The organism is Kribbella sp. NPDC056951, assembly GCF_042674205.1.
GTDB classification, from domain to species: domain Bacteria; phylum Actinomycetota; class Actinomycetes; order Propionibacteriales; family Kribbellaceae; genus Kribbella; species Kribbella yunnanensis.
This window is the reverse complement of record NZ_JBHUQZ010000002.1, coordinates 516480-543013: the sequence shown is the minus strand read 5'-3', so window position 1 is coordinate 543013 and position 26534 is coordinate 516480. Positions and strand designations below refer to the sequence as shown.

Sequence of the window (26534 nt, the reverse complement as noted above, 5' to 3'; positions counted from 1 at the left end):
TTCGCGCGAGTGCCGCAACTGGTCGACGCTTCAGAGTGGCCGAAGCGGTCGGCAGGGGAACTGGCTGCTCTGCGGTCTCCAAACGCGCTGCGAACCTCGTCCGTGCCTCATCACTCGCACTGGCCAGAAGCGAATCCAGACCCTCCTGGTTGATCGGCCTGGGGCGGATCCGTTCACCACCGGCCTCCCACCGGGAAACCATCCTCTCGCTCACGCCGATCCGCGCCGCGAACTCGCGAATGCTGAGCCGCTGGCTTTCGCGCAGAGCTCGCACCTCGCGACCCGACCAGACCTGCACCATCACAGGCTCAGTCTGGCACCCCACACCGCAGCTCTCCAGCCGGACAGCGGGTGTCGGTTCAGGAGAAGTTCAGTGCTGCGCCAGCACCGAACCATGTCTCCGTCAAAGCCCGCTACCCGACGCTGATCACACATCACCAGCTCACCACCAACGGGGACAGACATGCGGTTCGCCTTCGGCTACTTCAAGAAGCACTTCCTCATGACAGACGCCGAAGTAGCCACACGCCGCAAGCGAATCGTCGACTGCGCAGTGGCCCACCAGCGCGAGCTAGTTGCCCTCTACATCGACGAGATCGCCACGGCCCCGAACGAACTCCACAACGCCCTCACCGCCGTCATGAACCTCCCTGATTGCGCCTTGATCGTCCCCAACCTCTTCCACTTCGCGAGCATTGGCAACCCCCTCGAACTCCGCCAAGTGCTTCGCACCAACCAAGTAGAACTTCTCCTCTCGGAGCCCCCTCAGTCAGCGGGGCGGGCGTGCTGACCTCACCTCCGCGCCCGTCCCGCTCTCCATCCGAGGAATCACCCGTGCCCTCCCCAAACACGAGCCTTCGGGCGGCAAGACTCCGCACACCATCCCCGTCCGATGCCACCCGCTCCATGTCCCGAGCCGAGCTAGCCGAGGCCGTCTGTACCTGGCTCTGGCACACCAAAGGCGAGACCCGTCCCTTCGACGCCCACTACCTAGCCAAACTCGAGCGCGGAGCTGTCCGCCGCCCCGGAGCCTCGTACCGCGAAGCTCTCTGTACAGTCCTGGGAGTCGCGACAGACGCCGATCTCGGCCTGGCGCCCGTACCTCTACCGACTCCCTGAACCCAGCCCCCACCGTGGCCAAGGCTGCGCCATAACCAGCTGCCGTTGTGCCCGGGAAAGAGCCTCCCGAAGCTCTGCGTTGGCAGCCCGAAGCGCCTCCACCTGCTCCTCCAACCGCGCCACTTCCTCGATCAGCCCTTGCGCCCGATCGTCCTCGCCCGGCATCCCCGCAGCCGCCCGTTTGCTACTCCGCCACCGCCGAAGCCGGCACCGATCCGAGCAGAACCGCTGATCAGATCGCCCGGCGGTGTACTGAGCGGCGCACCACTCACACACCCGCTGACGAGCACTCAAATCGTTCCCAAACGGCGGCGGAAGATCATCCATAACCACTCAACGGCCGAGGCAGGGCAGGCCTTCTTTACCCGTTTCATTGACGTGCAACACCTCGGATGCCAGAAGTGTGCCGGTGATGCCCGCATCGGTTCGGCGGGGTCGGGCGCCCTGCGACGCACGGAGGATCCAGCAAGTCGTTGAGTCTTCACTTACGGTGCGGACGCCTGCGCTGGCCGGTGGGCGGCAGATGTCTTGCGGGGGCGTGGGGGAATATCTGGTGTTTGTTGCCGGATTTGGTGGAGTCAGGTGTTAGTCGTTGCGGATGCGTTCGGAATCGGTGAGAGTCGCTGCCTGGCATGAGGGGTCGAAGAATCCATTGCGGCGCTCGACGACGCACGTGGACTCCGGATCGCGCGGCCGCAGCCGCACCAGGGTCGTGGCCAACGTTCCGGTGGACGCCGCGACCCCCTCGACCTGCCGTTTGCCGAGAACAGAACGCTGTCCACGTGCGATGAAGCTGCCTGTGACAACCGGTGCAGCGATCGTCATTCCGCCCAGAAGGACGCTGTCTGCCTGCGCCGCCCAGTCAGGAAGTTCTGAGCCTGAAGCATCCCGACGGACGAGGAGGCCCGAGTCTGCCGCGCGTTGTCCGTGCCGTCGGGGAGGATTAATACATGACCAGCGCCGAGGAAGTTGCCGCCGGAACTGCGAGCGGGCAAGCGCACGGCGTGCCTAGCCGCGAGGTGGCCGTTACTGCCGGTGAGACTGCTGCGGGGTGGCTGTGGACGCCGCCCGAGCTGCAGTTACCACATCCCCCCGTGTTGACCAGGCTCACGGGGCTCCCGGTGCACGAGCTTGCTTGGGAGAACGCCGAGCGACTCTTTCTGCGCCTGCTCGAACGGGTGGCGTCAGTGCAGTGGGCCAAGCTTTACGGCACGCGCGGACAGGACCAGCAAGGCATCGATGCCTACGCACGACTGCGCCCAGCGACTCCGGCAGCGGGCAACTTGGGTACGGGTACCTCTGGCGCCACTGGCCGCCACTACGCGGTCCTGCAATCGCGCCGGGTCCAGCGGCTCTCGCCGTCGGACATAGATGGTGCTATTGCGGACTTCCTAGCCGGTGACTGGCCCGCGGAGACAGGTACCTATTTCTTCGCCACCAGCTTCGACCTGACGGACACAAGGCTCGACGAAGCGCTGCGCCGAGCCGCCGAGTCACTCGGCGAGGTCGGGATCGAGTTCGTGCCGTGGGGAGCCGCCGAGGTCAGCGAGTTGCTGCGGACCCATGCGGAACTCGTCGACGACTTCTTCGGCAGGGGGTGGGTCGAGCCGTTCTGCGGGCCCGAGGGTCTGGCGCGTGTGCGAGACCGACTCGCTTTCGAGGATGTCCAGACGCTGCGTCAGCGGTTGGGGGTGCTCTATGGTGCGGTGTTCGAGGCGCAGAACGCCGTGCCCCGACCGGCGGTGTGGGCTAGGGCAGTTACTCGGGCGAGTACCGATGCCCCTACTGAGACTCAGACTGAGAACGACTTCATCATCGTCGACGTAGGGCCGCGCTCAGCCGAGGCGGTCAACCGGGATGGTGGCCCGGCGACAGGGTTCGAGCCGGGAACTCACGGTGGGACCGGCTTGGCCGAGCCTGGGAGCCGGGGGCGGGTTTTGGGGGGACCGAATTTTGTGGGACCGGATTTCGTGAGGCTGGGTTCAGTGTCCGGTCCGGAGGTCTCTGTGGCGGGTGCGGGTTCGGACCGCTTCGTCGCCTCGACGACCCTCGGTCGTCAGCGGCGTTCGCTGCGTGCGGTCGAACAACTCCTTGGTGAGCAGACCGCTACGGAGATTGACAATAGGTTCCGCGAGTCTGCTGACGAGTGGTTGGCCAGGGGGCGCCGCAACCTGTTGGTGGGGGCCCCTGGATCGGGTAAGTCGAGCCTGCTGCGCTTCGTTGCTCGCGACCTTCTCAGTGCGAACCCGCAGTCAGGCGTGCTGCACCAGGTACATGGGGGCCGGCTCCCCGTTTGGTTGCCGTTTGGGTTCTTGTGTCGCCATCTCGACGACTCGGAATCCAACTCGCTCAACTCCGCGATCAGGGCGTGGCTCCAGGGGCGCGGCATGGTGGAGTTGTGGCCTCTTGTGCGGCGCGCCTTGGATGACGACCGATTGATGCTTCTGGTCGATGGCATCGACGAGTGGAAGAGCCAGGGCTCGGCCAACCACGCTCTGGGAGTTGTGGAGACGTTCCTGGGCCAGCACACCGAGGCGGCGGCCTTGATGTCGTCCCGGCCCTACGCAGTGGACCGGCTCGCGTTCGCGTTGGCCTGGCAGCGAGCGGATGTGACCGAGCTCGATGATGAGCAGCGATATGCGATGGCGGCGCAGTATCTGGCGCCACCCGGTGACGGGACCGGGGCTGAGCCGGGTGGCGCGGCGAGCGAGGTGGTCTCTGCGTGGCACCGTGCACACGTCGAGCCGTTCCTCGATGAGCTCGATAGCGTCCCGGAACTCTTGGCCCTGGCGAGAACGCCGCTGTTCTTAGCGCTGTTGGCGACCACATGGCGCGGTGAGCCGCTACCGCCCAAGCGCTACCAGCTCTACGACGAGGTAGTGGACCTGATGGTCCGTCGGCATCCACAGATGCGGCGCCGCTTCTCGACGGTCGTAGAACATCCGCTCGACGAGCGCGAGTTCAAGGTGTTGATGGAGGCGGTTGCCTACCTGCTGGTCCTCGACGGTCGCACGGACGTCGTCCCGGTTCAGCAAATGCAGCGACTGGTGCAGCAGGCTTTGTGCGACGACGATGTGTTGGGCTACCCCGCGTCGGCCGCGCGGGACATGGCCACAGCCGCGATGAGGATGGCCGAGGACGAGTTCGGGCTTCTGGTTCCACAAGGGGCCGACAGCGTCGGATTCATCCACCGGGTGCTGCTCGACCACTTGGCTGGTCGGCGATTGGCCCGGTTGTCCAGCGGTGAGCAGGTTCGCGTCTTTGACGAGCGGCTCGCGGATCCGGCGTGGCTTGACGTGCTGCTCTCGTGCCTAACGGCTCAATCTAACCCGCCGGCGGTGGGCGAGCTGATTGATGGGCTGCTCAGGGGTTTAGTCGGGAGCCGCCAAGATGGCGGCGCTCCCCGCGCTTGGCCCGACGACATTCGTCAGCACCAGGCCACCCTTGAGCTGCTGGCACACGCGATCGCTGCCGAGGTCGACTTCGCTCCGCGCAAGGCTGCCGAGTACCTGGATCGCCTCGTCAGGGAGGTCGAGACATCACCTGCGCTGGAGCACCGAGCCGAGGTTGTCAGCGCTCTGGTGAGGGCGTGTGCGAACGCCGGTCACCGTCGCAGGCTTTTGCCGACCTTCAAGCGGTGGCTAGATGCGACGCGCCCGTTCCCTGGGGCTGCGATTTACACACTGCGTGACCTGGCGGTGTCCGACAAACGGGCGGAAGCCATCTTGGTCCGAGCGATGAGGGACGACGCGGGCGAGGTGAGGGGGAATGCAGCCCAGGCGTATGCGCAGCGATTCGGCGCACGGCGGCCAGCAACCGAGGAAGCGGCAGGTCAGGCGGCGGAGCAGCCAGATGCTACGCGGCTCGACCGGCTTGTTCAGTTGGTTCGTGAAGGGCCAACGGTCGGCGCTCAGGCTGCGGGGCTGCTGGCGATGGCGACCGGCTGGCCTGATGAGCCGGCAACGCAGGAGCACCTGGAGTGGGGCCGCCGGGAGAGCCGGGTGACGCTGCGGACGACTGCGCTGTACCTTACGGTGCAGGCCGAGCCGCAGATCGCGGTGGAGGCGCTGCTCAGCAAGGACGAGATCGAGTGGGTCCTGGGTCACTTGTATGAGGAGCGGTGGTTCCCCGAGCACGACTGGACCGCGATGACCAACGGGCTCGTCATCAAGGTTGTCGCTGAGGCGTCGGATGAAGTGCGCGCTGAGCTGGCCGACCTGGCGCTGGAGACGTTGCGCACCAATGGCAGGAGCGGAGGAAATCGCGACCTGTGCTGGCGTTTGGCGTGCGGACCGCTCGCCGACGACCACCGCCTGCGCGACTGGGTGGCGTCCGAGCTCAGCGGCGCGGAGGAGCGTCCGCTGATCCTTTTCAACCTGAACCTGATTCCGCAGGCCTGGCGAGCTGACCCCGCAATGGCGCGAGCACTGGCTTCCTACGTCGACAAGGGGATCACCGACATCACCGGCTCCGCGGTTGAGATCTCCGAAAGCCTCCCGCGCGAGCAGGCGCGCGACGCGCTGCTCAGGGGGCTAGAGGGGTTCCGGCCACAGCGCGTGGCCCGGCGTTTGATCACGGAGCACGGCCACGACGAAGAGGTGCTCTCGGTGTTGCGCGATTGTCTGTCCGAGGATGCTGGCGCAAGCAGGTTCTCGTCGGTGGCCGTGGAGGTACTTGGAATCGAAGCAGGCTTCGAGCGGATTTATGGCCTGCTACGAGCCTCACTGGAAGCTGACAGCGAGCTGCGCGGCGAGGGGCAGATGCTGCTGGCGGAGGCTGTGGCGACCCAATGGCGGCTGATGCGAGAGGCGGTTGCGGCAGCGGATGGAGCGGAGAACCAAGATCGAGCAGGGGACCTCAGCACTCCAGATCTGCCAGGTCCCGCTGGCTCCGCGGCCAACGAACGCCTCGCCGAGGCTCGACGGGTGCTCGAAGCTCACGAGGAGTCTGAAGTCTGTGCGGCCTGTACCAAGGTGGAGGCGCATCTGGGCTGGCACATCGCCGATGTGATCTACACCTGGCCGGAGCTGACCGCTGATTACGCCATCGCCGCGCTACGCAGCGACCGGCACGTCACCGAAGGCGTCGTCGACACGATTCATTCGGCGACACTGCGGGCTCACTCCGAGCGTCCAGGTCCCGATTCGCCTCGGGTGGTCGAGCTAGCGCTGGACCTGATGTTGTTCCTGGAGCCGCAGATGCGCGAGGTGCTGGCCCACGAGCTGTGTCGTAGCAGCGTGCCTGCCCCTGAGTTGCTTGACGTGCTAGGTGCCTGGAAGAACGACAAGGACGACGGAGTCCGCAGGACGGTGGCCGTCGGGGTGACCCAGGCGCTGCTGCGCCACCAGTCACGCTCAGGGCGTGACGGGACCGGGCCGGTGATTCCGGAGATGGCGGTCTGGCGGGAGTCGGTGCGGCAAGACCTGTGCTCCTACGGGCCAGCGATGGACCAGAACCGGCGCAATGCCTGGGTGAGCATGTTGATGCTCGCAGATCTGAGCCTCATCGACGGCCTACGCGAGACGATCGGGGAGCCGAGCGAGCCTGGGGTGGATCTCGGCGACATCTATGGAGTTCCGGATGCTTTGCTGGTGGCGCTCGTAGCTGACAGGTGGGAAGACCTGCGCTCGCACTTCGGCGACGATTTGTTGACTCGGCTGAGTGCCAGCCGCCTCAAGTCACAGGGGCGCTCACGGGAAGTGGAGGCGGTCGAGGCGCTGGCGTCGGCCACCGACCGCAGCGAGGGCATGTCTGAGCTGGTGCGCAAGCATGTAAGGCAGCAGGAGGCGGCGAAGCAAGCCGGCAGCGGTGCCGGTGACGGTGGGCTCGCTGGTGGGGGCGGTGGCGAGCGCCGGGACCTGCGGCTGGCGACATCGGTGATCGATGCGCGCAAGCGCGAGACCGGCGGTGACCGGGTGAGCCTGGACCTGGTCCTCGAGGCAGCGGACACCGCGCGGCGACGCGGGGTGGACCGTCACGATGAGGTGACCAGATGGGCGCTGGGACACCTGCTGGACGTGGAGTCCTGGCAGGTGAGTTCCGAGGAGGTCGGCCAGGCCTTGGCCTCGGGACCCGCGCAGAGTCCGGTGCATCCAGGGCGCCAGGCACTGCTGGCGGGGCTGGAATCTGGGGAGGAATGGTTAGGCACGGACTCGGCTGCTGGTCTGAATGCTTGGCATTTCGAGAGGGCCTGGCTTGACGAGGAGTTCTCCCTTCGTAGAACCGCCTGGACGCTGTTGTTCCCCGACGACCCGCTGACGCAGCGGTGGCTCGGCGCGTTTGGTGCCTGGTTCTCACAAGGATCCGAGCGTGTTGGCGAACCGGCTTCGTGGCTCGAGGTATCGGCGCTGTGCCTGGGCGCAGCGCCGGCCGCGGACTTGCCGGTGATAGTGGAGCGCCTGTTTCACCCGATGCGTTTGGAGTACCTGCACGACTCTCTGTGGGAGCTCACGGTGCCTCTCATGCACAGACTGCGGCACGACTCCGACGCGGTCGCGTCGCTGCGTAGGGGATTGGCCGACGATGCGGTGGCGGACGGATCGCCGCTGTTTGCGCCGGGATCGACCCCAGACCGCGCGCTGCGGGCAGCGACGGGGGCAGCGGCGCGCGAACGGGAGGCGAGTGAGGCCTCTGCACGTCGTGCGTTCGTGAGCGCGACGGCGCTGAGGAGAGCAGGGCACCTAGGGGCTGATGACGTCGTTGCGTGTATGCACACGCTGCGACGGGCCGACCCGCGGACTGTGGTCGTCAATCCGTTCACGAACGTGGCTGGACCGTTGTGGTCGGCTGGTGTGGGCTTGATCGGCGCTGTGTGAGGAGTGCGTGTGCGTGCGGGGCTCTCGCGGCAACGACCCGCTCCGTCACAGCTCCGTGGGACGTCGACAGGTGTTGATCATCGTCGGACACCGATGAGCAACAAACTCGCAGGTCAGAGGGCGATTCAAACCTTCAACGAAGGTGGGCAGCCTGAGCTGAAGCAGATCTACACGATTTTCGAGGGTACGTCGGAAATCCAGCGCCTCGTAATAGCCCGAGCCATCTCCGGCATGCGCATCAGGTAGGTAGTGACTTTCATCGCCCGCCAGCGCTACGCCCGCTCCTACGTCGCGTGCTACGCACTGGCCCCACCCACCCCTCATCGCCCTTGCGGGCTACCGCCCGCGCCTCGGGTGCAACCGCACCCGACTGACCACCCGTGGCCGTCCGTGTCCCGCGATTCAACTGTCGTCGCATCCACCGGTAGTTGTCGCGCCAGGCTGTGCCGTGGGAGCAGAGTTAGGTTCATCAGCGCAGATGACGGTGGTCGCACGGCGTTGCCGCGAGGTCCTACAGAACGAATCGGTCTTACCGCCGAAGGGCTTGTCGAACGAAGGACAGTTGGCGGCCAGATGCAGTGTCCCGGTAGGGCTGCCCTCGACGGACCAATCGGGTTGGCCCTCGACAAGAGTGTCGCCAGAATTGTGAGCGTCCGAGGCCTTGAGAGGCGACGGCGAAGGAGCGGCGGCCCGATGCAGCACGCCTCCTGCCGATTCGGGACTCGAGCCCGCAGGCGCGCGTGGCAGATGGGTGCACACTCACGGCCGCCGTTCTCTTGCTTCACCACGGCCTGGGGACCCAAGATCGAGTCGTGCCAATTAATACCAGCGAACGCCCGAAGTGGGAAACCCGCCTGCTCGCCGACCTCAGTGGGGCCAATCACATCGTATCTGCTGTTACAGCTGACATTCCTGAGAGTTTTGACAGCGCTTTCGTGCTGACTATCGGCGCGCACACATATCTGGACCTATCCAGCTTCCCGACGGACTCTCGCACTCAGATAACCGTCATCTCCAAGAGTCGATATACATTCCCCCTAAGCATACGGAACTTGACATCGAAGGCGATGGTCAGTGTAATCCGGCAAGACATCGGCACCAGTGCGACGCAGGCGGATGTCCACATGGACGTCGGATCACAGGGCAACGTGACGCTGGCATCTGCCGACATGAACAATCCGCTGACGCTCGGTGCGCACAGCGAGTATCAGGGGAACGTGGAGATCACGGCTGGGGGCTTAGCGCTTGCGAAGGACTGCCCGACGGACATCCACATCACAGTGAACAGCGCGACGCTGTACCTCGCTACCGAAGTCGACTTCGTCGATCTCCGCGGCAAGTGTGCGATCAATCTGCCCACATCACAGGCGCCGACGATCAAACTGCTCAACGTGGTCGGAGACGCTGAACTGCGTTTCCCGACAGGGTACACACCCGTGGTCAAGAGCCTTTCGGGCCAGGATAGCGCCCACCTGACGATCGATGGATCTGGCAACAGCCGGGTTACTTGGGTCGTTGAGGACATCACATCTCTGAAGATCACGGCCCCGGCACGCACTCGGATTCAATGCCAGTTCCTTTCGACTTGCGAGGTCGTTGGCCCCGCCACGATCGAGCTAGCTCCGCTCTCGACAGTCAGCAATCTAACTCTCTCTGCTGACCGCAATAGCCATCACCCGGTTTTGCAGGCAGGAAACGGCACGGTACTCGATGCGCTGGAAGGAATCGTAACCCTCGGGGTTGTCGGCGAATGTCATCTCATCGGCTCCGAGCGAGGCTTTCTGATCGCCGACATTAGAACTAGCAACAACCTGTCTCGAGCGGACTACTTCCGTGGGGCAGTGGTAAGTGGATTCAAGACCCCGGAGGGCCTAACAGGTCGTCGAGTCCTGGCTGCAATGACTGATGCGTACCACCTCGATCCGAACACGACTGCCCTACCCGGATCGGAACGTGACTGGTGGCGTCAGGCCAAGCGATGGTGGCACTACAGTCGAGCGGACGCATCCGCTCGGCGTGAGATCATGCGTGACCTCCGTCAGAATGCCGAACTGATACGGGAGCTCCAACGCTTGGTCGTCGAGAAGGGCGCGCCGGGGTCAACCAGGACCAAGGTTGCCTGGACCGCCTATCGGCTGCGCCACATCGGCACGACGAGCCGTGTCGAGTACCTCGTTCTCGCGGGATACCGTCTACTGGGATACGGCGAGCGACCCGTGCCCGCATTCGCTACGTGGCTCGCCGCTTCCGTGTTCGTTGCTGCCGCCAAACTCGGCTTCACGCCTGATTGGACCTGGCATGGGCTCGTGATGCTGCTTGGTGAGGCCATACGCCAGGCATTGGGACCGCTGACCGGTCTGCTCCATGCTGGCAGCACCTCCTTCACATCCCTGTGGGACTACGTGGCTCGCGCCACCGTCGCCGTTCCGTTGGTTACTGGCCTGTTCGCCTTCCGGAACTACGTCAAGAGTCGCCAGGGATGAACGTCGCGGTTGCTCGCGGCTTCGAGAAGCTCGTCGAGACATACCGCTGCGCGCACTGGATGCGAAGCCGGAGTTGATCGTCCGAGGCTTCTCTGCGAGTCGTTCACCTTCTTCGAGATCGCCAAGCCTCGGCGGTCGACGACTCCGGGCGGCGTCAGTTGTCGCGCATGTGGTGAAGGAGAAGCAGAGCAGCGACGGTGTTGGCAGACTTGATTTCGCCGCGGCGTACAAGGTCTGGCACCACCTTGAGGGGGACCCATTCGCGGCGGTCTGACTCGAAGTCATCTTCTGGGTGGCTGACGTACTCTGCGCCGTCCGCCCAGTAGATGTGGTGTAGCGCGTCGGATAGCCCGTTGGCCGGCTCAACTGTCAGAAGGGGCTCAAGTGGGCCTGCGCGCCAACCAGTCTCCTCCAGCATCTCTCGGGCGGCTGCTTCCTCGATGGTCTCACCATCGTCGACGACACCGGCCGGAAGCTCCCAGCCCCATGTGTCGGTGATGAACCGGTGGCGCCAGAGCAGTAGTACCTCATTCTTTTCGTTGACGGCCGCGGTCAGCGCGACTGGTCGCTGGCGAATGAGGAAATGAGCGAGATGCCGCCCATTAGGAAGCTCGACGTCGGCGAGGTTTACGCGGAACCAGGGGTTCTCATAAACCGTTTCCTCGCCGAGGTTTTTCCATTCCATCGAACTTCCTTCAGTTGGGATCGTGGAACAAGATATGTGCATGCAACCCTACCATGTGAAGAGATTCAGAACGCGGTCGAGTCGGTCGACGGCGTCTGAGGCTGCGGAGGCTCCACTGTTATTAAGGCCGATCCGGAGTTCACGGAAGCGAGAATGCAGGCGACGTGATTCCATTCCTTCGGCTCGCTGCACCATTTCAATGCTGATCGCTGAAGCGTGCTCAATTTCGCGCGACTTCAACTCGAGTGTGGCCATTGAAGCGAGTCGGTTGACGCGGCCGCGCGGGTGGTCCTCGGACTCCAGCGCTTTCTGGGTATATGCGAACGCTGGCCGGAGATCACCGAGGCTGATAAGGGCCTCGCCGAGCTTCGCCTCGATGAGGCCGGGCTGGACGTAGCCTGCCTCGGGTGGCTCTTCGCTGGTGCGGATGCGCCCTGCAGCCGCTTCCGACTGGGTGATGGCTGCGTATGTAAGTTCGCGCTCTCCCATGGCGGCGTAGGCGTTGGCCTGCATGGCTCGTAGGTCTGCTTCCAGGGCAGGCGAAATGTGCCTTGCTGCATAGCTGACAGCTTCCTCGACATGGTCACCTGCCCGGCGGAAGTCTTTGAGTGCGAGAGCCTGATTCACCATCAGTGCATAGATGTATGCGCCGAACCTGAGATCACCGGCGTCATCTGCGAAGTGGAGGGCTCGGTCGAAGTGTCGTTGAGCCGCTCCGTATTGCTCGCAGTCATAGGAGCAGATACCGGCCAGAGCGACCAGGGAACCCATCGCGCGGAGGACATCTTGGCTTCCGCTGCCGCTCGGACTTGTGGAAAGGAGCGGCGCGGCGTACTCGGTCAGGAAACGCTCGAGCTGCACCTTCGCCGGCAGTCCACCGGAATTGCGGTACATGCGCTCGTAGTGCCTGCGGGCATCGAGGAGTACCTGTGTTTCAGGGGCGCCAGGTCTTGGCGCGGCTCTGCCGGACGGGCGGGTGATTGCAGGCTGGTGTGGTGCGAGTGCTGGTCCGCGGCCGTCGAGGACGACTCGAAGCTCGTCCATGCTGAGCCCGAGGGCCGCGGCAACTTTGGGACGCAGCCACGGCTGCGGCTCAGTGTCGCCCGCCTCCCAGCGGCCGATGGTTGAGCGATCGACGCCGAGTACCTCGGCTAGGCGCTCCTGACTGAGCCCAGCAGCCTTCCGCAGCTGAGCCAGTCTTGTGCGCTTAGGTGCCATCGCCACTTCCCGCCGCCAGAGCCGCCTCGTTGTCGCGTCAACAGTGCAGCGCAGGTGCGGCATTTGTGCGCTGGCAACTACGCAGAGTAGACGGTTTGCTTGTTTCAGTGAAGCGAGCGGCCAACACCGCCGGATTCGGCGCCGACGCGGCAGCGTCAAAGGAAAGGACGAGGATGATGACAACGACGATCGATCTGGATACCGAGCGCTTCCCCATGGGGCGGGTGCTCCGTTCGGAGTCCGGTGAGGCGACTAGCCCCTTCGGTGTTTCTGTGGCTCGATGGCAGCCAGATTTCAAGCACGAGCGAGAGGCCATGACCCTCGATCCCGATTCACAGATTGGGTACTTCAGAGACCGGCCGCTTCGCGATCTGGTCATGTCCGGCACGACGTGCTCGGTTGAGAGTGACGGCAAGGACGTGATCAGCCTCGACTGGATGACGGACGACAAATGAAACCTCGCAGCGGTCCGAGCCCTCACGTTCTGGTGTTGACAGAGGTCTGCGATCCAACTGCGGACTTCGTTCTGGATCACCTGAATGAGCGAGGCGTCAGGTTTTGGCGCCTGGACCCCGGCGACTTCCCCGATTCCCTAGAGCTGTCAGCAGGCTTCGATGGGGCTTGGTTCGGAGAGGTTCTCGGGCCGCTGCGCCTCGCCGAGCTCAGCGAGATACGAGCTGTGTACTACCGCCGACCCTCCGGCTTCAAGACACGTGCGGGTCTGTCCCACGCCGACGCAGCCTTCGTGAGATCTCAGGCGAGGCATGCTTTGTACGGCGTACTGGCTGCCCTGCCGCAGGTCATCTGGCTGAACAATCCCGGCAACATGGCGGATGCCCGCGTCAAGCCGTACCAGCTTGCGGTAGCCGCGTCCGCTGGCCTGACAACCCCGCGAACGCTGCTCACGAACCGTCCCAACGATGTCGTTGCGTTCGGACGCAGGATGGGGCGGATCGTGACGAAGTCGCTGTCCACGGTGGTGTATGAAGATTCGGAGGCTGGGACGGGGCTGCTCTACACCGCCGAGGTTGTGGAAGCGGACTGGGCAGATCCCGGCATCGCAGCGACCGCACACCTCTTTCAGGAGGTCGTCGATCGCGATTACGAGGTCCGGCTGACCTACGTTGACGGACAGTGCTTCGCAGCTGCGATCGAGCCGGATGATCCGGATGGCGACCTGGATATCCGGGCGCATGGTCGCGCAGTGAGGTACGCGCAAGTGCGCGTTCCTGTCGAGATCACGACCGCCGTTCGGGCGATGATGGATCGGCTCGGTCTGCTGTTCGGTGCCTTTGACTTCATCGTTCGGCCGGACGGGCAATGGGTCTTCGTCGAGGTCAATCCCAATGGTCAGTGGGCTTGGATCGAGCAAGCAACCGGGTTGCCGATCAGCGCAGCGTTGGCAGACATTCTGGAGAAGGGCGCAGTTGAGTGAACGCAGTACCTGTCGAGGACAAGGCTGAGAATCTGCGGCGTCAACTGGTCAAGGAGCTGGTAGCTGATGGGGCGTTGACGTCGGACGGGTGGCGTGCTGCCTTTGCTGAGGTGCCGCGGCATGTCTTTGTGCCTGTCTTCTATCGCCAGGCTCCTGGCGATCAGTCGGCTGTTGACGCGAACACACCTGACGAGTGGCTTGAAGGTGTTTACAGGGACCAGTTGCTGGTCGTATCGCCAGATGTGAAGTCGTCGAGCACAGTCCCTAGCCTCATGGCCGTCATGCTGGAGGCGCTCGACCCGGCAGATGGTCATCGAACTCTGGAGATCGGTACCGGCACCGGCTACAACGCCGCGCTGTTGTGCCACCGGCTCGGCGATAGCCACGTTGCGAGCGTCGATATTGCGGCGGACCTGGTCCAGGCGGCCGGTGAGAATCTGGCTGGGCTCGGCTACCGGCCAATGCTCGGCATAGGCGACGGAGCAGATGGGTGGGTCGGCGGCGCTCTGTATGACCGCATCATTGCGACCTGCGCCCCGAACCGGGTTCCGCAAGCTTGGATCGACCAGACCCGAGCCGGCGGGCGCATCGTGACACCGATTGCCACTGGAATCGCGGTGATCGACTTCGACGCTGATCATCGCGGAACCGGGCGCTTCCTCCCTGGCCCCGCGTTCTTCATGCCGTTGCGGCCAGCCCCGACGCCAGCCGACCTGGGTAGCCAGATCACCGAGATCTTGTCGGCCGTTGCAACGGCGCGATCAACCGAGTTGGACGAATCGTTCTGGTTCGACAGTGACTTCCGGTTCGTCCAAGCTCTCGCCGTACCGGGTCTCCGCTTCCTGACGAAGCTGGCCGACAGTGGTATCGCGATCTTCACGCTTCCGGATGGGTCGTGGGCACGGATTGATCAGGGAACTGTGTCGCAAGGCGGCCCGCAGAAGGTTTGGGATCTGTTGGAGATCGCCCATCAACAGTGGGTTGAGCTGGGACGGCCCTCGCGCGAGCGATTCAGCTTGGCCATCAGACCTGAAGCCCAGGAGGTGCGTCTTGGTGGAACGGACGCGTCCTGGCAATTGCCGGAACTTGCGTAACGACTCGCCAGCCAACTGGACGGCCGACCGCGGGCTCGGATGCTGCATAGGCTTGGAAATCTGGTTCGCAGACATGATTTGGGGTGGACGTGAGCAAGGCCAGTAGCTGCGTGATTGATGGTGTTGAGCTTGCCTATGCGTACCCGGGCTGGTGATGGACCCTGTGTGGTGTTCACCTCGGGGCTGGGGGAGTCGGGCTCGACGTGGGATGGCGTTATCAGTCGGCTGCCTGCGGGCACGGCGACCTTCACTTATGACCGCGCGGGCTGTGGTGCATCGGGCGCATTGTCTGCCGAAATTGCCGCTGGGGAGCGGTCGATTGTGTGGGGTGCGGAGCAGTTGCTGAAGCTGCTGGAGGCGGCGGAGGTGCAGGGGCCGTGGGTGCTGGTCGGCCACTCCATCGGTGGCTTGATTACAGATGCCCTCGCGCGCCGGTCGGAGGCTGTCGTCGGCATGGTGTTGATCGATGCCAGCGATCCTGCGTTTAACGCTGGGCTCGATGAGCCAGAGGAGGTCTACGTCGACGGGCGCGACGGGGAGGGATGGCGAATCTCCATGCCGGCGACTCTGCAGGACTTCGAGCCCGGCCCGGATCGCCCGGTCGAGACCGTGGTGATCGGCAGTGCGATCTGGCGCTGGCTGGATCTGGACGACCCGGCGCCGTACCGGCCGTTGAGTCTTGCCGAGCTCGATGCGCGTTGGCATCGCTACCAACTCAGTCTTGCGGAGCGGTGGGGCGGCCATCTGGTTGTTCCGCACTTCGCGGGCCATGGGGTGCCGCGAGAGGCTCCCGACCTGGTCGCTGTCACGACGCGGACAGTCGTTGCGGCCGCTGCCGCGGGGAAACCTGTTCAGCTGGAGCAAGACGCGCTGATGAGGTGTGGGGGAGCGGTGCGCGTGAGCGTGAACGACGGCAGGTTCGTCGTCTGGGATTCGGTCGGTGAACGCCAAACTGGTGAGTCATGAAGCCGGAGCCGTCGTTCGGTGAGTTGCTCGCCGGGTGCCGTCGTACTGCGCTGAAGTTGGAGTTTCGGGATCAGTACATGGTTGATGATCCCGGGTTTGTGGCGTGGCGGGCGGGAGATCTGGATCGGGCCGTGCGCGAGTATGCGGGGTGGACCGAGACCGCCCGGAGTGCCGTGGAGCGCGGGGTGGAGATGAAACGGGCTCGGGTTGTTAGTGAGCCGGTGTCGGAGTACATCGCGTTCGAGTATGCCGTTGCTGCGAGGGTCAACGTCCTGGCTGGGGAGGTTGTTCGCTGGGTGCCTCGGTCGCGAGTGTCTGGTGTTGCCTTGCCTGGCAATGATGTCTGGATCTTTGATGAGAGTGTTCTTCAGTTCATCTTCTTTGCCGGTGACGGTCGGTTCGTCGGCAACGAGGTGAGCACAGATCCGGAAGTGGTTCGGCTTTGCTTGTCGGCGTTCGAGGCTGTCTGGGAGCGTGGGGTCGATCATGAGCACGCGAGGTTGAGCTGACATGGCGGTAGGGGCCTTGGAAGGCCCCTACGCGACGTCCCAGGACGGGGCCTGCTCTTGGGTCAGGCTTGCTGTTGGGCTCGAACGGTTTCGCGGTTCTGGCTGGTTGCCGATGGTGTGGTGCGGGGCCAGGTCCAGGCGTAGCGGAGGATGAGGGCGAGGAGGGTGAGTTCGAGTGCGATGCCGAGGCCGTAGAAGAACAGCCAGGACTCGCCTAGCGCGTTGAATGCGGTGACGGGGAGATAGAGAGTGGCCACGATGAGGTTCGTGGTGCGGTTGGCTCGGGCGGGGAGCGTCATCGACAGGACGATCATCAGGATCGGGATGGATACGAGGGTCAGTGCCGTGGTGGAGAAGGTTTGGGAGAGGTTGAACTCGAAGACCTTGCCGTTGAGGAGGTCTTTGATGACGCCGGGTGTGAAGAAGTTGAGGATGTCCACGTAGGCGTACAGGAACATGAAGCTTGTCCAGGCTGCGGCGAGCTTGGCTCTCACCGGGACCGGCTGGTCTTCCAGCGTTGTGGTGGGTTGACGTGTTGGCATCCTGGGCTCCGTGTGTGGTGGGGATCGGTACGTCCACGATCGCGGAGACCCTGCGGTCGGCACCTCGGTCAGGAGGCCGGACGTTGCCTGGCCGATGGAATGGTTTCTTTCTCGTACTTTCGGCCAGCTGTTGGCGGACGACCCAATGGGAGGACTCATCGTGGTAGTCACATCACGGTCGATGCGTGCTGCAGTCGCCTCGATCGCTGCACTCAGGAAGGTAGGCGGCGCTGGGCCGTGAAGTACCGGTTGGACGGCCTCAGGAAGACCAGCGGGATGAATGCAGTCATCGCGAGGAGAACCAGGGCGCTTCGCGCGTAGTCCAGTACGAGGTATGAGCTCGGGAGCTCGAAGAATGGGGGTATGTCCGCGGTCATGAAGCCCTGGGTGTCGCCTCCGATCAGCGCGACGAGGCTGGACAAGGCCCACAGGGAGGCGAACGCGGTCAGCGTGATCCGCGCCCAGTGTCGGCCGCTGCGCATCTTGAGTCCGAGGAGGATCCAGAGACCGCTCACGAGCATGTAGACGACCGTGGACAAGATGAACAAGCCGAGCAGGGGCCCGTTCACCTTGTCACGGAGATCGACCAGTGACGCCTGAGCATCCCCGCCCGTCGTGCCGAACACATCGTCCACAGCCATCTTCACGACCACGAAGGCCGCCACGTTGAGCGCGGTCGCCAGCGGCGGCACCACGACCGCGATCCAGAACGCGATCTCGACCGCGGCCGGTCGCCTGCCGGTGAAACCGGACGAGCGCGGCGGCAAAGTCATGCGACAGAACTATAGGCCTCCGCGCACCGGCTCGGCGCTAGCTGCGGAGTTGTTCGTTCATGATGAGGAAGGCGCCGAGGCCGTGGAAGTCGTTGGTGGCTCGGGCTCGGTCGATGTAGTACTGATAGGTGCCGACGTTGGTGCCGACGCTGATGTCGTTGAGGTAGGTGCGGGCGTCGTTGCCTAGGGAGATGGTGGCCAGGACTCCTTGGTAGCCGCGGGTGGCGGTCGTTTTGTAGGACGGGTCGATGTAGCCGCGTTGTACGGCGCGGGAGATGGTGAAGGTGTACATCGAGGAGCAGGAGGTCTCGGTCCAGTTGTCGGTCCGGCCGCCCTTGTCGACGACCTGGAACCAGCGACCGGTCTTGGGGTCCTGATACCGCGCATAGCCGGCGACAAGCTTCCGCAGTACGTCGATCAGTTCGGCCCGCCGCGGCTGGTTCGCCGGAACCACCTCGAGCACGTCGATGACCGCCATCCCGTACCAGCCCTCGGCGCGGCACCAGACCTCCGGCGCGAGCCCGGTGGTCGGATCGGCCCAGGTTTGGGTGCGAGCCTCGTCGTACGCGTGGCGTAGGAGTCCGTTGGACTGCTGGAGGTGTTTCGCGTACGTCAACAGCTGGTCGATGGTCTCCTTGCCGGTATAGGTCGCGTCGCCGAACTCGCGGCCGTATTCGGCGAGGAAGGGGTCGACCATGAAGACGCCGTCGCCCCAGAGTTGGTGCTGGCGGTAGGTGGCGGCGTGCCAGAAGCCGCCGTCGGTGGTGCGGGGGTAGGTGTTGAGGCGGGTGCGAATCTTGCCTGCGGCAACCTTGTAGCGGTTGTCGCCGGTTTCGTGGTGGAGCAGGACGAGGAGGCGGCCGGAGAGCATGCTGTCCAGGTCGTTGAAGCTGTTGTTGATGTTCCCGGACGAATCGACGAACCTGTCGACCCAGGACTTGATGTACGTGAGGTACTTCGCCTCATGGGTGCGCTGGTAGACCAGGTACTGCCCGTAAAGGTAGAGGCCGACGGGATACGACCAACCGCCAAGTGATGTCGGCGTGTACCGCGCCATGGTCGAGTCGACCATGGCCTTCGACCAGTCCGTCGCGGCCGCAGTGACGTCTAGGTAGTCCAGGTTCGCGGTGCCGTCGGCGGTGGTTGCTGTGACGCGGATGGTGTTCGCGCCGGCGTTGAGGTTCGCCGTGGTCACGCGTGTCTTCCACAGCGCCCAACCGCCGGTTGACGGGTAGGGGACGCCCTTGGCGACGACGGTGCCGTTGACGGTGATGTCTACGGCGCGAATGGCGCCGGTGCCGTTGGCATGGCCGAAGGCGAGGGTGGCGGGGCCGACCTGCGGGCGGTTGACCGTCCACTGCACGTAGCTGCCGACTGCGTTGCCGGTGTTGACGAAGCCGGTGCCGGAGAAGCCGGAGTGGTTGGTGTCGACCGAGCTACCGGCCGAGTACGTCGCCAACTCCGCTTCGTACCGCGTCGTCGCAGCAGCCGGCGAGGCGTCAGCCGGGGGGAGCGAAGGAGTGATCAGGAAGGAGAGGGACAAGAGCGTCGCCAGGGCACGGCGCAGTGTTTGTGCAGGCATCTCGAGCTCCAAAACCGGGGGCGGTCAGAGTTGGACGTCTCGACTGTGACTGGCGCGCTACATCGCGTCAAGGTACTAATACGTATTAGTCAAGCCCTTCGCGTAGATGTACTTCCGGCCAACCGACGCCAGGTCCTCGAGACATGCGACAGCCCATTGCCTAGTGCAACTAAGTGATCAGCATCGTCGGGCGACCCTCCTGCCGAAGGACAGGAGGTGTACGGCCGTGACGTCGCTTGTCCGGCAACTCCCCGCTGGCGTCGCGACCTACGTATACGACTACCTCCTGTTCTTCGGAGGATCGGGTCGGGCGCGGCTGGCCGGCGCGGGAGCCGCCGACCGGTCTGACTCGCTGTCGGTGGAGTGCATGTCCCTGGGGGGTGAACAGGAAGTGGTGGCCGTGAACAGGGCATAACTAGTTCACGGCCACCGTGCGGTGTGCTCACCCCCCGGGAAGCGGTTGATCAAAGCATGACGGTGCAGCACCGGTACGGCGAGGGACCGGCGCCGCGGCTACGTGTCTCCGGAACCTGAATGGCGCGGTCAGCGGGCCCGGGTCAGGCGACGGGGACGGCGGGTGGGGTGGTGAGGGCGAAGAGGCGGTCGAAGACTTGGGTTCGGTCGAACTGTAGGGCGTGGGCTCGGGCTCGGTCTTCGGCTGCTGTTCGTTGTTCGGGGGTCCAGTCGCAGACGATCTCGTCGAGGACGTTGCGTAGGGCAACTGGGTCTCGGGGTGGGACTAGTTGGGCGGTGTCGCCGACAGCTTCGGGTACGCCGCCGGTCGCGCAGGTGATGATGGGGCCGCCGCCGGCTAGGGCTTTTTCGACCAGGGCGATGCCGAAGGTTTCGACGAACTCGGGTTGTTCGCGGGTTGGTAGGACGAAGGCTGCGCTGCCGGCCATCAGGGCCGGTTTTTCGGCGTCGTCGACGTCGGTGAGGATGTGGACGCGGTCGTCCAGGCCGGCGGCGGTTACGCGGGCGCGGACGGCGGCTTCGTGGGGGCCGCGGCCGGCTAGGACGAGTTGGATGCGCGCGGCTGAGCGGGAGCCGGCGTAGGCGTCGATCAGGTCGTCGACGCCTTTGGCGGAGGCGATTCGGGAGAGGAAGAGGATGTAGCCGTCGCGCGAAAGGCCGCGGCTGGTAAGGGTTTCCGCGATCAGGTCGTCGGTGAGCGACAGGTAGGGCCAGGAATCGACCGCGGGGTAGGAGATGGCAATCCGCTCGCGGCAGCGCTGGGCGAACGTCGTACCGTGCATGGCGTCGAGGGTCGCGGCCGAGGCCACGATGAGGTCGCGGGTGTACTCCGAAACAGCCACGCAGTGGTCGGCTGCTAGGTAGACCGACAGGATGTGTGCGGCGGCGCCGAAGCGGCCGGTGTTGACGCACTCGCGCACGACGTTGGTGATGTCGGAGCCGACGGCCTCGGCGATGGTGGTGACCTGGGCGGGGCCGATGCTGCGGGCAACTTGCACGGCTTCCTGTACGGCGATCGCGTGCGGGCTCAGGTAGAGCGACATCGCCACCGTGGGGACGCCGTCGGTGAAGAGTTCGACGAGGCGGCCGATGAGGCCGGACAGGTAGCGGCCGTCGGGGACGCGGTAGTCGCCGACGGGATCGGGGCGCTCGACGGTGATGCCGGGGCTGTAGGGGAGGACGCCGTCGAGTGGTTTCAGCGGGAGGCCGGCTGCCTCGAGCGCATCGAGGGGCCAGGTGACGATCCGTACGTCGTCGAAGCCCCGGGTGAGCGCGACTTCCGCGAGGCATCGGGCCTCACCGGAGTGCCCGCAGATCACGGGGTCTGCTCGGACGACAATGACCAAGCGGCGGGTGGACTTCATGCCTCACCTCCAGCGGTGTCGGATGTGGATGGTGGCCTGACCCGGGTGCCCCAGCCAGATGGCTTGGGGCCGAGTTCGATGTGCAGGTTGCGGATATGTCGCAGTTCGCGGCCGGAGATCCAGGGTCGTTCGAGGGTCTTGCCGTTCACCGCAATCGACTGGACGTAGGAGACCGGCCCGCCGGCCTCGACCGGTTCGAATCCTGCGGTGGTGATCGACAGGTCGCCGGACGGTAGGTGGACCATGGACTCGGCCACGGCCGGTGCGCTCACCAGGAACAGGTTCTGCCCAGCCACCGGGAACAGCCCGAGCGTCGCCCACACGTACCACGCAGACAGCCCGCCCGAGTCGTCGTTGCCCGGCAACCCACCGCGGCCGGTGCCGAACTGGTTGGCGACAGCGGCATGCACGACCTCGGCGGTTCGGTCGGGCCGTCCGGCGTAGTGGTAGGCCCACGGTGCCTCGTAGTCCGGTTCGTTGTTCAGTCCCTCGAACCGGGACAACTCGTACCCGGCGTTCATCTCGGCCACGCTCGGCGCGACCCCGGGCTGTGTGACCGGTACGGCGTCGTATCCGAAGAACCGGTCGAGTAGGCTCACGAATGCCTCGTCGCCGCCGGCGAGTGCGATCCGGGCCCGCATGTCGTGCAGCAGCCGGAAGGAGTAGTTCCACCGACCGCCCTCATAGAAGGTCGAGTCGCGCAGCAGACCGGTGCTCGAGTCGTACGCCGCCCGCCAGCCCTGCGCGTGGTTGCGCATCTGCTGCGCCAACGGCCGGTCGCGCACCTTCCGGGCGATGGCCGCAGTGCAGTGGTAGGCGTACGCCAGGTCGAGGGTGTGGCTGATTGGATGCGCCACACCATGCACCAGGTAGTCCTCGCCGTACGTCCGGCGCAGGTCCATCTCGAGGTGCACCATGGCCCAGTCCCAGTCGATACCAGGCAGGTCGAGTTGGCAGAGGTCGGCGAAGAAGGTGTGCGCGAGGGCGCTGCCTTGCCGGGAGAAGCGGTCGGCACCCTTGGCCATTCGGTAGCCGATCGGCAGGTTGCCCTCCTGCTCGGCAATCGACAGGAAGGCGCTGGCGAGCGCGACCGAACGATCCGGAAACAGCGTCGTCATCAGCGGCAGTTGGGTGCGATAGATGTCCCACATGGTGCAGATGTCGAACGCGTACGGACCGTCGGTTGTCCACGACGGGCTCTCGTCCGGGGCGAAGCACGGCTTGATGAGCGAGTGGTAGAGCGCGGTCCCGAAAATCGTTGCCTGGTCATCGGACTCGGCCTTGATCTCCACCTTGCCGAGGTGGTCGCGCCAGCTGACTGCCGTGCTCTCGCGCCTCCCGCCGAAACTCGTGACGTCCGCATGAAGGTTGGCGCGGGCCGCCTCACACCCACGCAAGGAGAACCCCAGCCGCACCTCGACTGTCTGCTCGGCGCGCGAAGGCCCCATGAACATCAGCCCGAACGGCCGCAAGGTGGTCGGCCGGATGTAGTCGAAGTCAAGGCGAGTGCCGCCCGGCATCAGCCGCCGGTCGTACCACAGCAGCTGCCGCCAACCCGGGGCGTCGACCTCCAGGTGGACGGCCAGTGGCACGCCTTCGACATGGATCTCGCCCTGAGCTACCCCCGGCTCCAGCAGCGCCAGGTGAGCCTTCAGCGGCACAGTCTGGCTGCGCGGAATCGCCAGGCCGCCGGTCGACGCGTCGATGACAATCCGAGCAGCGTCATTCGCCGGGAACGTATACCTGTGTACGGCGGACTTCGGGCCGACCGTCACCTCGCAGCGGATCCCCGAGCCTAGTGTCGCCGCGTAGTACCCGGGCTCGGCGACCTCGTCGTACAGGTCCCACGTGGTGCCCAGGTCATCGAGCGGGCCGAGCATCGGCGTGACCCGGAAGTAGTTGTAGTACTTGCGAATCGCACCAGTGCCCGACTGCTGGAAATGGGTGAAGCCGGACGCGACCGGGCGGTCGTACAAGAGGTTGGGCACGCCCTCGGTGTTGAAGTCGTACAACCCGTAGCCGGTCGGGTAGGCCCCGGAATACGGGCAGGCCGACACCATCCCAAACGGGTGCGTCGCACCCGGGTGCGTATTGCCGACCTGCGGCTTCGGCCACCACCAAGTCCCTGCCAGGCCTTTGGGCGTAGGCAGGTCGGTGGCGCCGGTCCCGATGAACGGGTCAACGTGCTCGTACAGGGGACTCACCGCCTCACGCGCGGCCGATGTGGACTCTCAAAGTAAGAAGCACACATTTCCGCTGCGTTGACCGCAGGAGACGCAGAGGTTACGGCCGCAGCGCTCCGGGGGAGAAGGCGGCCAGTACGGTCGCGGTGATGTAGCCGGCGGCCTCGTCGGGTGTCAGGCGGCCGGCGTTGATCTCGTCGGCGGCGCTGTGCATGATGCTGTGCAGTACGCCGACCAGCCAGGTGGTCGGTAAGTCTGTGCGGAAGGCGCCTTCGTCGCGGCCGCGCTCGATCAGGCGCTCGACCCGATTGGCCGGTCCGGCGTGCAGTTCGCGGATCTTGCCCGGCGGCAGGACGTCTTGGGCGGCGATCAGCAGCGAGCGTGATTGGTTCACCAACTGCCAGCTGGAGTCGACCAGCCGGGCGAGTGCGTCACGCGGGTCGCCGGACAGGTCGACCGCCTCCAGGCCGGCGTGGCCGTCGTCGATCGCGCGTGTCAGGGCGGCTTCGACGAGGTCGGCGCGGTTGGGGAAGTGGCCGTAGACGGTGACGCGGCCGACGCCTGCGGTCTTGGCGATCTCGCTGACACTCGCCTCCGGATTCCGGCTCAGGCAGCGGATCGCGCCGTCGAGGATCGCCTCGATGCTGCGCTGTGCGTCGGCTCGTTTCGCGGGGGACTTCTCCCGGATCGCGGCCACTCGGCCTCCTCTTGTCGAACACGTGTGTACGAGTTACTGTAGCTCAAATAACTCGTACACTGCTGTTCGAATTGGAGGTGTCGTCGTGTCTGATCAGACCGTCGGCGAGACCGGAATCGTGAGTGCGGATCCGCGGCGCTGGCGCCTGCTGGCCTTGCTGGGCGTCGCGCAGTTCATGCTGATCCTCGATGTGACCGTGGTCGCGATCGCACTGCCGCATATCGGCACCGATCTCGGTCTGGCGCGCGACACCCTGACCTGGGTGGTCAGTGCCTACACCTTGATGTTCGGCGGCTTGATGCTGCTGGGCGGTCGGGCGGCCGACCTGATCGGCGCCCGCAAGGTGGTCCTGACCGGCTTGCTCGTGTTCACCGTGGCGTCGCTGGTGACCGGGCTGGCTGACAACGCAACGATGGTGATTGGCGGCCGGATCGCCCAGGGAATCGGCGCGGCGATGCTGTCACCTGCCGCGTTGTCGGTGGTCACCAAGACGTTCCACGGCGATGAGCGCAACAAGGCGCTCGGGATCTGGTCTGCCCTCGGGGGCGGCGGTTCGGCGATCGGCGTCCTGCTCGGTGGGCTGCTGACTGCAGGCCCGGGCTGGCAGTGGGTGTTCTACATCAACGTGCCGATCGGCATCGTGGTGTTCACGCTGCTGAGCCGGACACTACCGCGCGATCTGCCAACGGGGCCGCGCGCGCGGCTCGACGTACCGGGTGCGTTGCTGGTCACCGCAGGGACCGGTACGGCGATCTATGCGCTGATCAACGCGGGGGACTGGGGCTGGCTCAGCGCCAAGACGCTCGGACTTCTGGCCGGTGCGGTGGTGCTGTACGCGGTGTTCGCCGTGGTGCAGCGGACCGTGAAGTCACCGCTGATGGACCTGCGGATCCTGGTACGCCGACCGGTGGCTGCGGGCACGTTCCTGATTCTCGTGGCGACGGCGTTGATGATCGCGGTGTTCTTCCTCGGCTCGTTCTACCTGCAACACCACCAGGGGTACGGCGCGCTGCGCACCGGCCTGCTGTTCTTGCCGGTGGCCGTGGCGACGATCGTCGGGGCGCAGGTGGCAGGCCAGAGGATCGGCAGCGCGGGTGCTCGCAAGGTCGCCGTGACGGGCCTGCTGATCGCCGCGGCCGGTGCCGCGATCGCCGCGATCTGGGCCGGCCCGGTGATGGTTGTCATCGGCATCAGCATCGGCGCAGCCGGTATCGGCGCCGCCTTCGTCGCGTCGTCAGCGACCGCGCTTGCCCAGGTGGCTCACCACGAGGCCGGTACGGCGTCGGGCCTGCTGAGCACCTTCCACGAGTTCGGCGCAGCACTCGGTGTCGCGGTCGTTTCCAGCATCGCGGCGGCGAGTATCGCCGGGACGACCGGAGCAGGATTCACCGGCGGCTTCACCTTCGCCGCCATCACGGGAGCGGTCGCCGCGGTGCTCGCACTCCTCGTCGTACCGACGCACAAAGCACCGGCCGGGTCTGTACCTCGGGCCCACTAGCTAGTCTTGGGGCGATGAACAGCCAGCACACCCGCGTACGGCGAGGGTCCGCCAGGGCCCTGGTCGCGCTGGTGCTGCTGGCTGGCGTGTTCGTGATGCACGGCCTGACCGGCAATCACGACGTCACGACGGCCATGACCCACCAGCCGTCCGTGACCGCGATGACCGACCACCCCGCGCCTGTGTCGGATCACGATGTGCGTGTGGCATCAGCCGATGAGCACGGGCACGAGCACTCGATGGCTGACATGTGTCTGGCGATGCTGGCCGCGCTCCTGCTGGCGCTCATCGTCGCGCTCGCGCGGCGCAGTCTGACCGCCGCGCATCCCGTCCAACTGATCGGCGCCACGATCCCCGTGGCGTCCGACTGGCCGTCGCCACTGTGGTGCCGGCCGACCTTGTCGAAGCTCTGCATCCTGCGGACCTAGGCCGACCCCTGCCCAGAGAGTCCGCAGTACCCGGCTTCGAAACGACAAGGATTTCAAAACCATGCGACACCACCTGTGGAAGACCCCTGCCCTGACGGCTCTGATCGTCGTCGGCAGTCTCACCCTGGCAGCCTGCAGCGACGGCATGAACCACGGAACACCATCGGCGAGCACCTCGACGACAACGGCCGCAACCTTCAACGACGCCGACGTCACCTTCGCGACCCAGATGATCCCGCACCACCAGCAGGCCGTGCAGATGTCCGAAATGGCCGGCTACACCGCGACCACGCCCGAGGTGAAGAAGCTCGCCACCGAGATCAAGGCCGCGCAGGACCCCGAGATCAAGACGCTGTCAGGTTGGCTGACCAGCTGGGGCAAGCCGGTGCCGACACCCTCGCACGGCGGTCACGACATGACGGACATGCCCGGGATGATGACCGAGGAAGAGATGTCCGACCTCGGTAACACCGACGGTGCCCTGTTCGATCGGATGTGGATCGAGCTGATGATCAAGCACCACAAGGGCGCAATCACCATGGCCAAGACCGAGCAGACCTCGGGCAAGGACGCCGCCGCGATCGCACTCGCCAAGAAGATCGAGACCGACCAGACCCGCGAGATCGCCACCCTGCAACGCCTCCTCGGCCGCCTCCCGATCGGCTGACC

At 65.1% G+C, this 26534-nt stretch carries 20 protein-coding genes and 2 pseudogenes; 11 read left to right on the top strand and 11 right to left on the bottom strand.

The window, feature by feature from the left end; all coding sequences use genetic code 11:
- Positions 1 to 169: 169 nt before the first annotated feature.
- Positions 170 to 301, bottom strand: a pseudogene (locus tag ACFTSF_RS10155) (helix-turn-helix domain-containing protein); the annotation flags it as partial.
- Positions 302 to 463: 162 nt separating this feature from the next.
- Between ACFTSF_RS10155 and ACFTSF_RS10150 the strand changes: the two are divergent.
- Complete coding sequence (locus tag ACFTSF_RS10150) at positions 464 to 790, top strand: hypothetical protein (RefSeq protein WP_380153524.1); 327 nt, start codon at positions 464 to 466, stop codon at positions 788 to 790.
- Between the two features lie 914 nt (positions 791 to 1704).
- Here ACFTSF_RS10150 and ACFTSF_RS10145 read toward each other — a convergent pair.
- Complete coding sequence (locus ACFTSF_RS10145; RefSeq protein ID WP_380153523.1) at positions 1705 to 1944, bottom strand: hypothetical protein; 240 nt, start codon at positions 1942 to 1944, stop codon at positions 1705 to 1707.
- A 125-nt stretch (positions 1945 to 2069) separates the two neighbouring features.
- Here ACFTSF_RS10145 and ACFTSF_RS10140 point away from each other — a divergent pair, with 125 nt between their 5' ends.
- Both ACFTSF_RS10140 and ACFTSF_RS10135 read left to right on the top strand, forming a co-directional pair.
- Positions 2070 to 7934: an NACHT domain-containing protein gene (locus ACFTSF_RS10140; protein WP_380153522.1), complete on the top strand. Its 5865-nt coding sequence runs from the start codon at positions 2070 to 2072 to the stop codon at positions 7932 to 7934.
- Between the two features lie 1052 nt (positions 7935 to 8986).
- A complete protein-coding gene (locus ACFTSF_RS10135) occupies positions 8987 to 10417 on the top strand; it encodes a hypothetical protein (RefSeq protein ID WP_380153521.1) in 1431 nt (476 codons plus the stop codon).
- Positions 10418 to 10571: 154 nt separating this feature from the next.
- On the opposite strand, the gene ACFTSF_RS10130 is transcribed toward ACFTSF_RS10135, so the two are convergent.
- The 3 genes and pseudogenes from ACFTSF_RS10130 to ACFTSF_RS10120 all read right to left on the bottom strand — a co-directional run.
- Positions 10572 to 11102: an NUDIX hydrolase gene (locus tag ACFTSF_RS10130; RefSeq protein ID WP_380153520.1), complete on the bottom strand. Its 531-nt coding sequence runs from the start codon at positions 11100 to 11102 to the stop codon at positions 10572 to 10574.
- A 48-nt stretch (positions 11103 to 11150) separates the two neighbouring features.
- Positions 11151 to 11996 carry a hypothetical protein gene (locus ACFTSF_RS10125; protein WP_380153988.1) on the bottom strand — a complete coding sequence of 282 codons (846 nt, stop codon included), beginning with the start codon at positions 11994 to 11996 and terminating at the stop codon, positions 11151 to 11153.
- Positions 11997 to 12143: 147 nt separating this feature from the next.
- Positions 12144 to 12320 (bottom strand): annotated as a pseudogene (locus ACFTSF_RS10120) (helix-turn-helix transcriptional regulator); the annotation flags it as partial.
- 176 nt (positions 12321 to 12496) lie between these two features.
- Here ACFTSF_RS10120 and ACFTSF_RS10115 point away from each other — a divergent pair.
- The 5 genes from ACFTSF_RS10115 (at position 12497) to ACFTSF_RS10095 (ending at position 16324) form a co-directional block, all read left to right on the top strand.
- Positions 12497 to 12775, top strand: a complete 279-nt coding sequence (locus ACFTSF_RS10115; RefSeq protein WP_380153519.1) for a hypothetical protein — start codon at positions 12497 to 12499, stop codon at positions 12773 to 12775.
- Complete coding sequence (gene tgmB, locus ACFTSF_RS10110) at positions 12772 to 13755, top strand: ATP-grasp ribosomal peptide maturase (RefSeq protein WP_380153518.1); 984 nt, start codon at positions 12772 to 12774, stop codon at positions 13753 to 13755. Before ACFTSF_RS10115 ends, tgmB begins: the two co-directional genes overlap by 4 nt.
- Entirely contained in the window at positions 13752 to 14849 is a 1098-nt protein-coding gene (locus ACFTSF_RS10105) for a protein-L-isoaspartate(D-aspartate) O-methyltransferase (protein ID WP_380153517.1), read from the top strand. Before tgmB ends, ACFTSF_RS10105 begins: the two co-directional genes overlap by 4 nt.
- Before the next feature lie 165 nt (positions 14850 to 15014).
- Positions 15015 to 15815 (top strand): alpha/beta fold hydrolase, encoded by an 801-nt coding sequence (locus ACFTSF_RS10100; protein WP_380153516.1) that lies wholly within the window; start codon positions 15015 to 15017, stop codon positions 15813 to 15815.
- Entirely contained in the window at positions 15812 to 16324 is a 513-nt protein-coding gene (locus tag ACFTSF_RS10095) for a DUF6879 family protein (protein WP_380153515.1), read from the top strand. The genes ACFTSF_RS10100 and ACFTSF_RS10095 overlap by 4 nt, the downstream gene beginning before the upstream one ends.
- Before the next feature lie 62 nt (positions 16325 to 16386).
- Here the strand turns inward: ACFTSF_RS10095 and ACFTSF_RS10090 are convergent, their stop codons facing one another.
- The 6 genes from ACFTSF_RS10090 to ACFTSF_RS10065 all read right to left on the bottom strand — a co-directional run bounded on the left by ACFTSF_RS10090 (position 16387) and on the right by ACFTSF_RS10065 (position 23939).
- Positions 16387 to 16866: a DUF6326 family protein gene (locus ACFTSF_RS10090; protein ID WP_380153514.1), complete on the bottom strand. Its 480-nt coding sequence runs from the start codon at positions 16864 to 16866 to the stop codon at positions 16387 to 16389.
- 212 nt (positions 16867 to 17078) lie between these two features.
- Positions 17079 to 17639, bottom strand: coding sequence for a hypothetical protein (locus ACFTSF_RS10085; protein WP_380153513.1), 561 nt, complete (start codon positions 17637 to 17639; stop codon positions 17079 to 17081).
- Between the two features lie 37 nt (positions 17640 to 17676).
- Positions 17677 to 19221: a glycoside hydrolase family 88 protein gene (locus ACFTSF_RS10080; protein ID WP_380153512.1), complete on the bottom strand. Its 1545-nt coding sequence runs from the start codon at positions 19219 to 19221 to the stop codon at positions 17677 to 17679.
- A gap of 557 nt (positions 19222 to 19778) precedes the next feature.
- Complete coding sequence (locus tag ACFTSF_RS10075; RefSeq protein ID WP_380153511.1) at positions 19779 to 21059, bottom strand: glycosyltransferase; 1281 nt, start codon at positions 21057 to 21059, stop codon at positions 19779 to 19781.
- Positions 21056 to 23263: a glycoside hydrolase domain-containing protein gene (locus ACFTSF_RS10070; RefSeq protein ID WP_380153510.1), complete on the bottom strand. Its 2208-nt coding sequence runs from the start codon at positions 23261 to 23263 to the stop codon at positions 21056 to 21058. Before ACFTSF_RS10070 ends, ACFTSF_RS10075 begins: the two co-directional genes overlap by 4 nt.
- A 79-nt stretch (positions 23264 to 23342) precedes the next feature.
- Complete coding sequence (locus ACFTSF_RS10065) at positions 23343 to 23939, bottom strand: TetR/AcrR family transcriptional regulator (RefSeq protein ID WP_380153509.1); 597 nt, start codon at positions 23937 to 23939, stop codon at positions 23343 to 23345.
- A gap of 85 nt (positions 23940 to 24024) precedes the next feature.
- Here ACFTSF_RS10065 and ACFTSF_RS10060 point away from each other — a divergent pair, with 85 nt between their 5' ends.
- From ACFTSF_RS10060 to ACFTSF_RS10050, 3 genes are all read left to right on the top strand, one after another.
- Positions 24025 to 25437: an MFS transporter gene (locus ACFTSF_RS10060; RefSeq protein ID WP_380153508.1), complete on the top strand. Its 1413-nt coding sequence runs from the start codon at positions 24025 to 24027 to the stop codon at positions 25435 to 25437.
- 14 nt (positions 25438 to 25451) lie between these two features.
- The gene (locus ACFTSF_RS10055; RefSeq protein ID WP_380153507.1) at positions 25452 to 25865 is read left to right on the top strand and encodes a DUF6153 family protein; all 414 of its coding nucleotides are present in this window, start codon (positions 25452 to 25454) and stop codon (positions 25863 to 25865) included.
- Between the two features lie 61 nt (positions 25866 to 25926).
- Positions 25927 to 26532 (top strand): DUF305 domain-containing protein, encoded by a 606-nt coding sequence (locus tag ACFTSF_RS10050; protein WP_380153506.1) that lies wholly within the window; start codon positions 25927 to 25929, stop codon positions 26530 to 26532.
- Positions 26533 to 26534: the final 2 nt, after the last annotated feature.

What these genes read in the sequence shown, in the direction of transcription:
- ACFTSF_RS10085 (WP_380153513.1), bottom strand. Translation starts at nt 17,639, where the DNA reads ATGACTTTGCCGCCGCGCTCGTCCGGTTTCACCGGCAGGCGACCGGCC.
- ACFTSF_RS10130 (WP_380153520.1), bottom strand. Translation starts at nt 11,102, where the DNA reads ATGGAATGGAAAAACCTCGGCGAGGAAACGGTTTATGAGAACCCCTGG.
- ACFTSF_RS10080 (WP_380153512.1), bottom strand. Translation starts at nt 19,221, where the DNA reads ATGCCTGCACAAACACTGCGCCGTGCCCTGGCGACGCTCTTGTCCCTC.
- ACFTSF_RS10115 (WP_380153519.1), top strand. Translation starts at nt 12,497, where the DNA reads ATGACAACGACGATCGATCTGGATACCGAGCGCTTCCCCATGGGGCGG.
- ACFTSF_RS10145 (WP_380153523.1), bottom strand. Translation starts at nt 1,944, where the DNA reads ATGACGATCGCTGCACCGGTTGTCACAGGCAGCTTCATCGCACGTGGA.
- ACFTSF_RS10075 (WP_380153511.1), bottom strand. Translation starts at nt 21,059, where the DNA reads ATGAAGTCCACCCGCCGCTTGGTCATTGTCGTCCGAGCAGACCCCGTG.
- ACFTSF_RS10150 (WP_380153524.1), top strand. Translation starts at nt 464, where the DNA reads ATGCGGTTCGCCTTCGGCTACTTCAAGAAGCACTTCCTCATGACAGAC.
- ACFTSF_RS10125 (WP_380153988.1), bottom strand. Translation starts at nt 11,996, where the DNA reads ATGTACCGCAATTCCGGTGGACTGCCGGCGAAGGTGCAGCTCGAGCGT.
- ACFTSF_RS10055 (WP_380153507.1), top strand. Translation starts at nt 25,452, where the DNA reads ATGAACAGCCAGCACACCCGCGTACGGCGAGGGTCCGCCAGGGCCCTG.
- ACFTSF_RS10050 (WP_380153506.1), top strand. Translation starts at nt 25,927, where the DNA reads ATGCGACACCACCTGTGGAAGACCCCTGCCCTGACGGCTCTGATCGTC.
- tgmB (WP_380153518.1), top strand. Translation starts at nt 12,772, where the DNA reads ATGAAACCTCGCAGCGGTCCGAGCCCTCACGTTCTGGTGTTGACAGAG.
- ACFTSF_RS10095 (WP_380153515.1), top strand. Translation starts at nt 15,812, where the DNA reads ATGAAGCCGGAGCCGTCGTTCGGTGAGTTGCTCGCCGGGTGCCGTCGT.
- ACFTSF_RS10090 (WP_380153514.1), bottom strand. Translation starts at nt 16,866, where the DNA reads ATGCCAACACGTCAACCCACCACAACGCTGGAAGACCAGCCGGTCCCG.
- ACFTSF_RS10140 (WP_380153522.1), top strand. Translation starts at nt 2,070, where the DNA reads ATGACCAGCGCCGAGGAAGTTGCCGCCGGAACTGCGAGCGGGCAAGCG.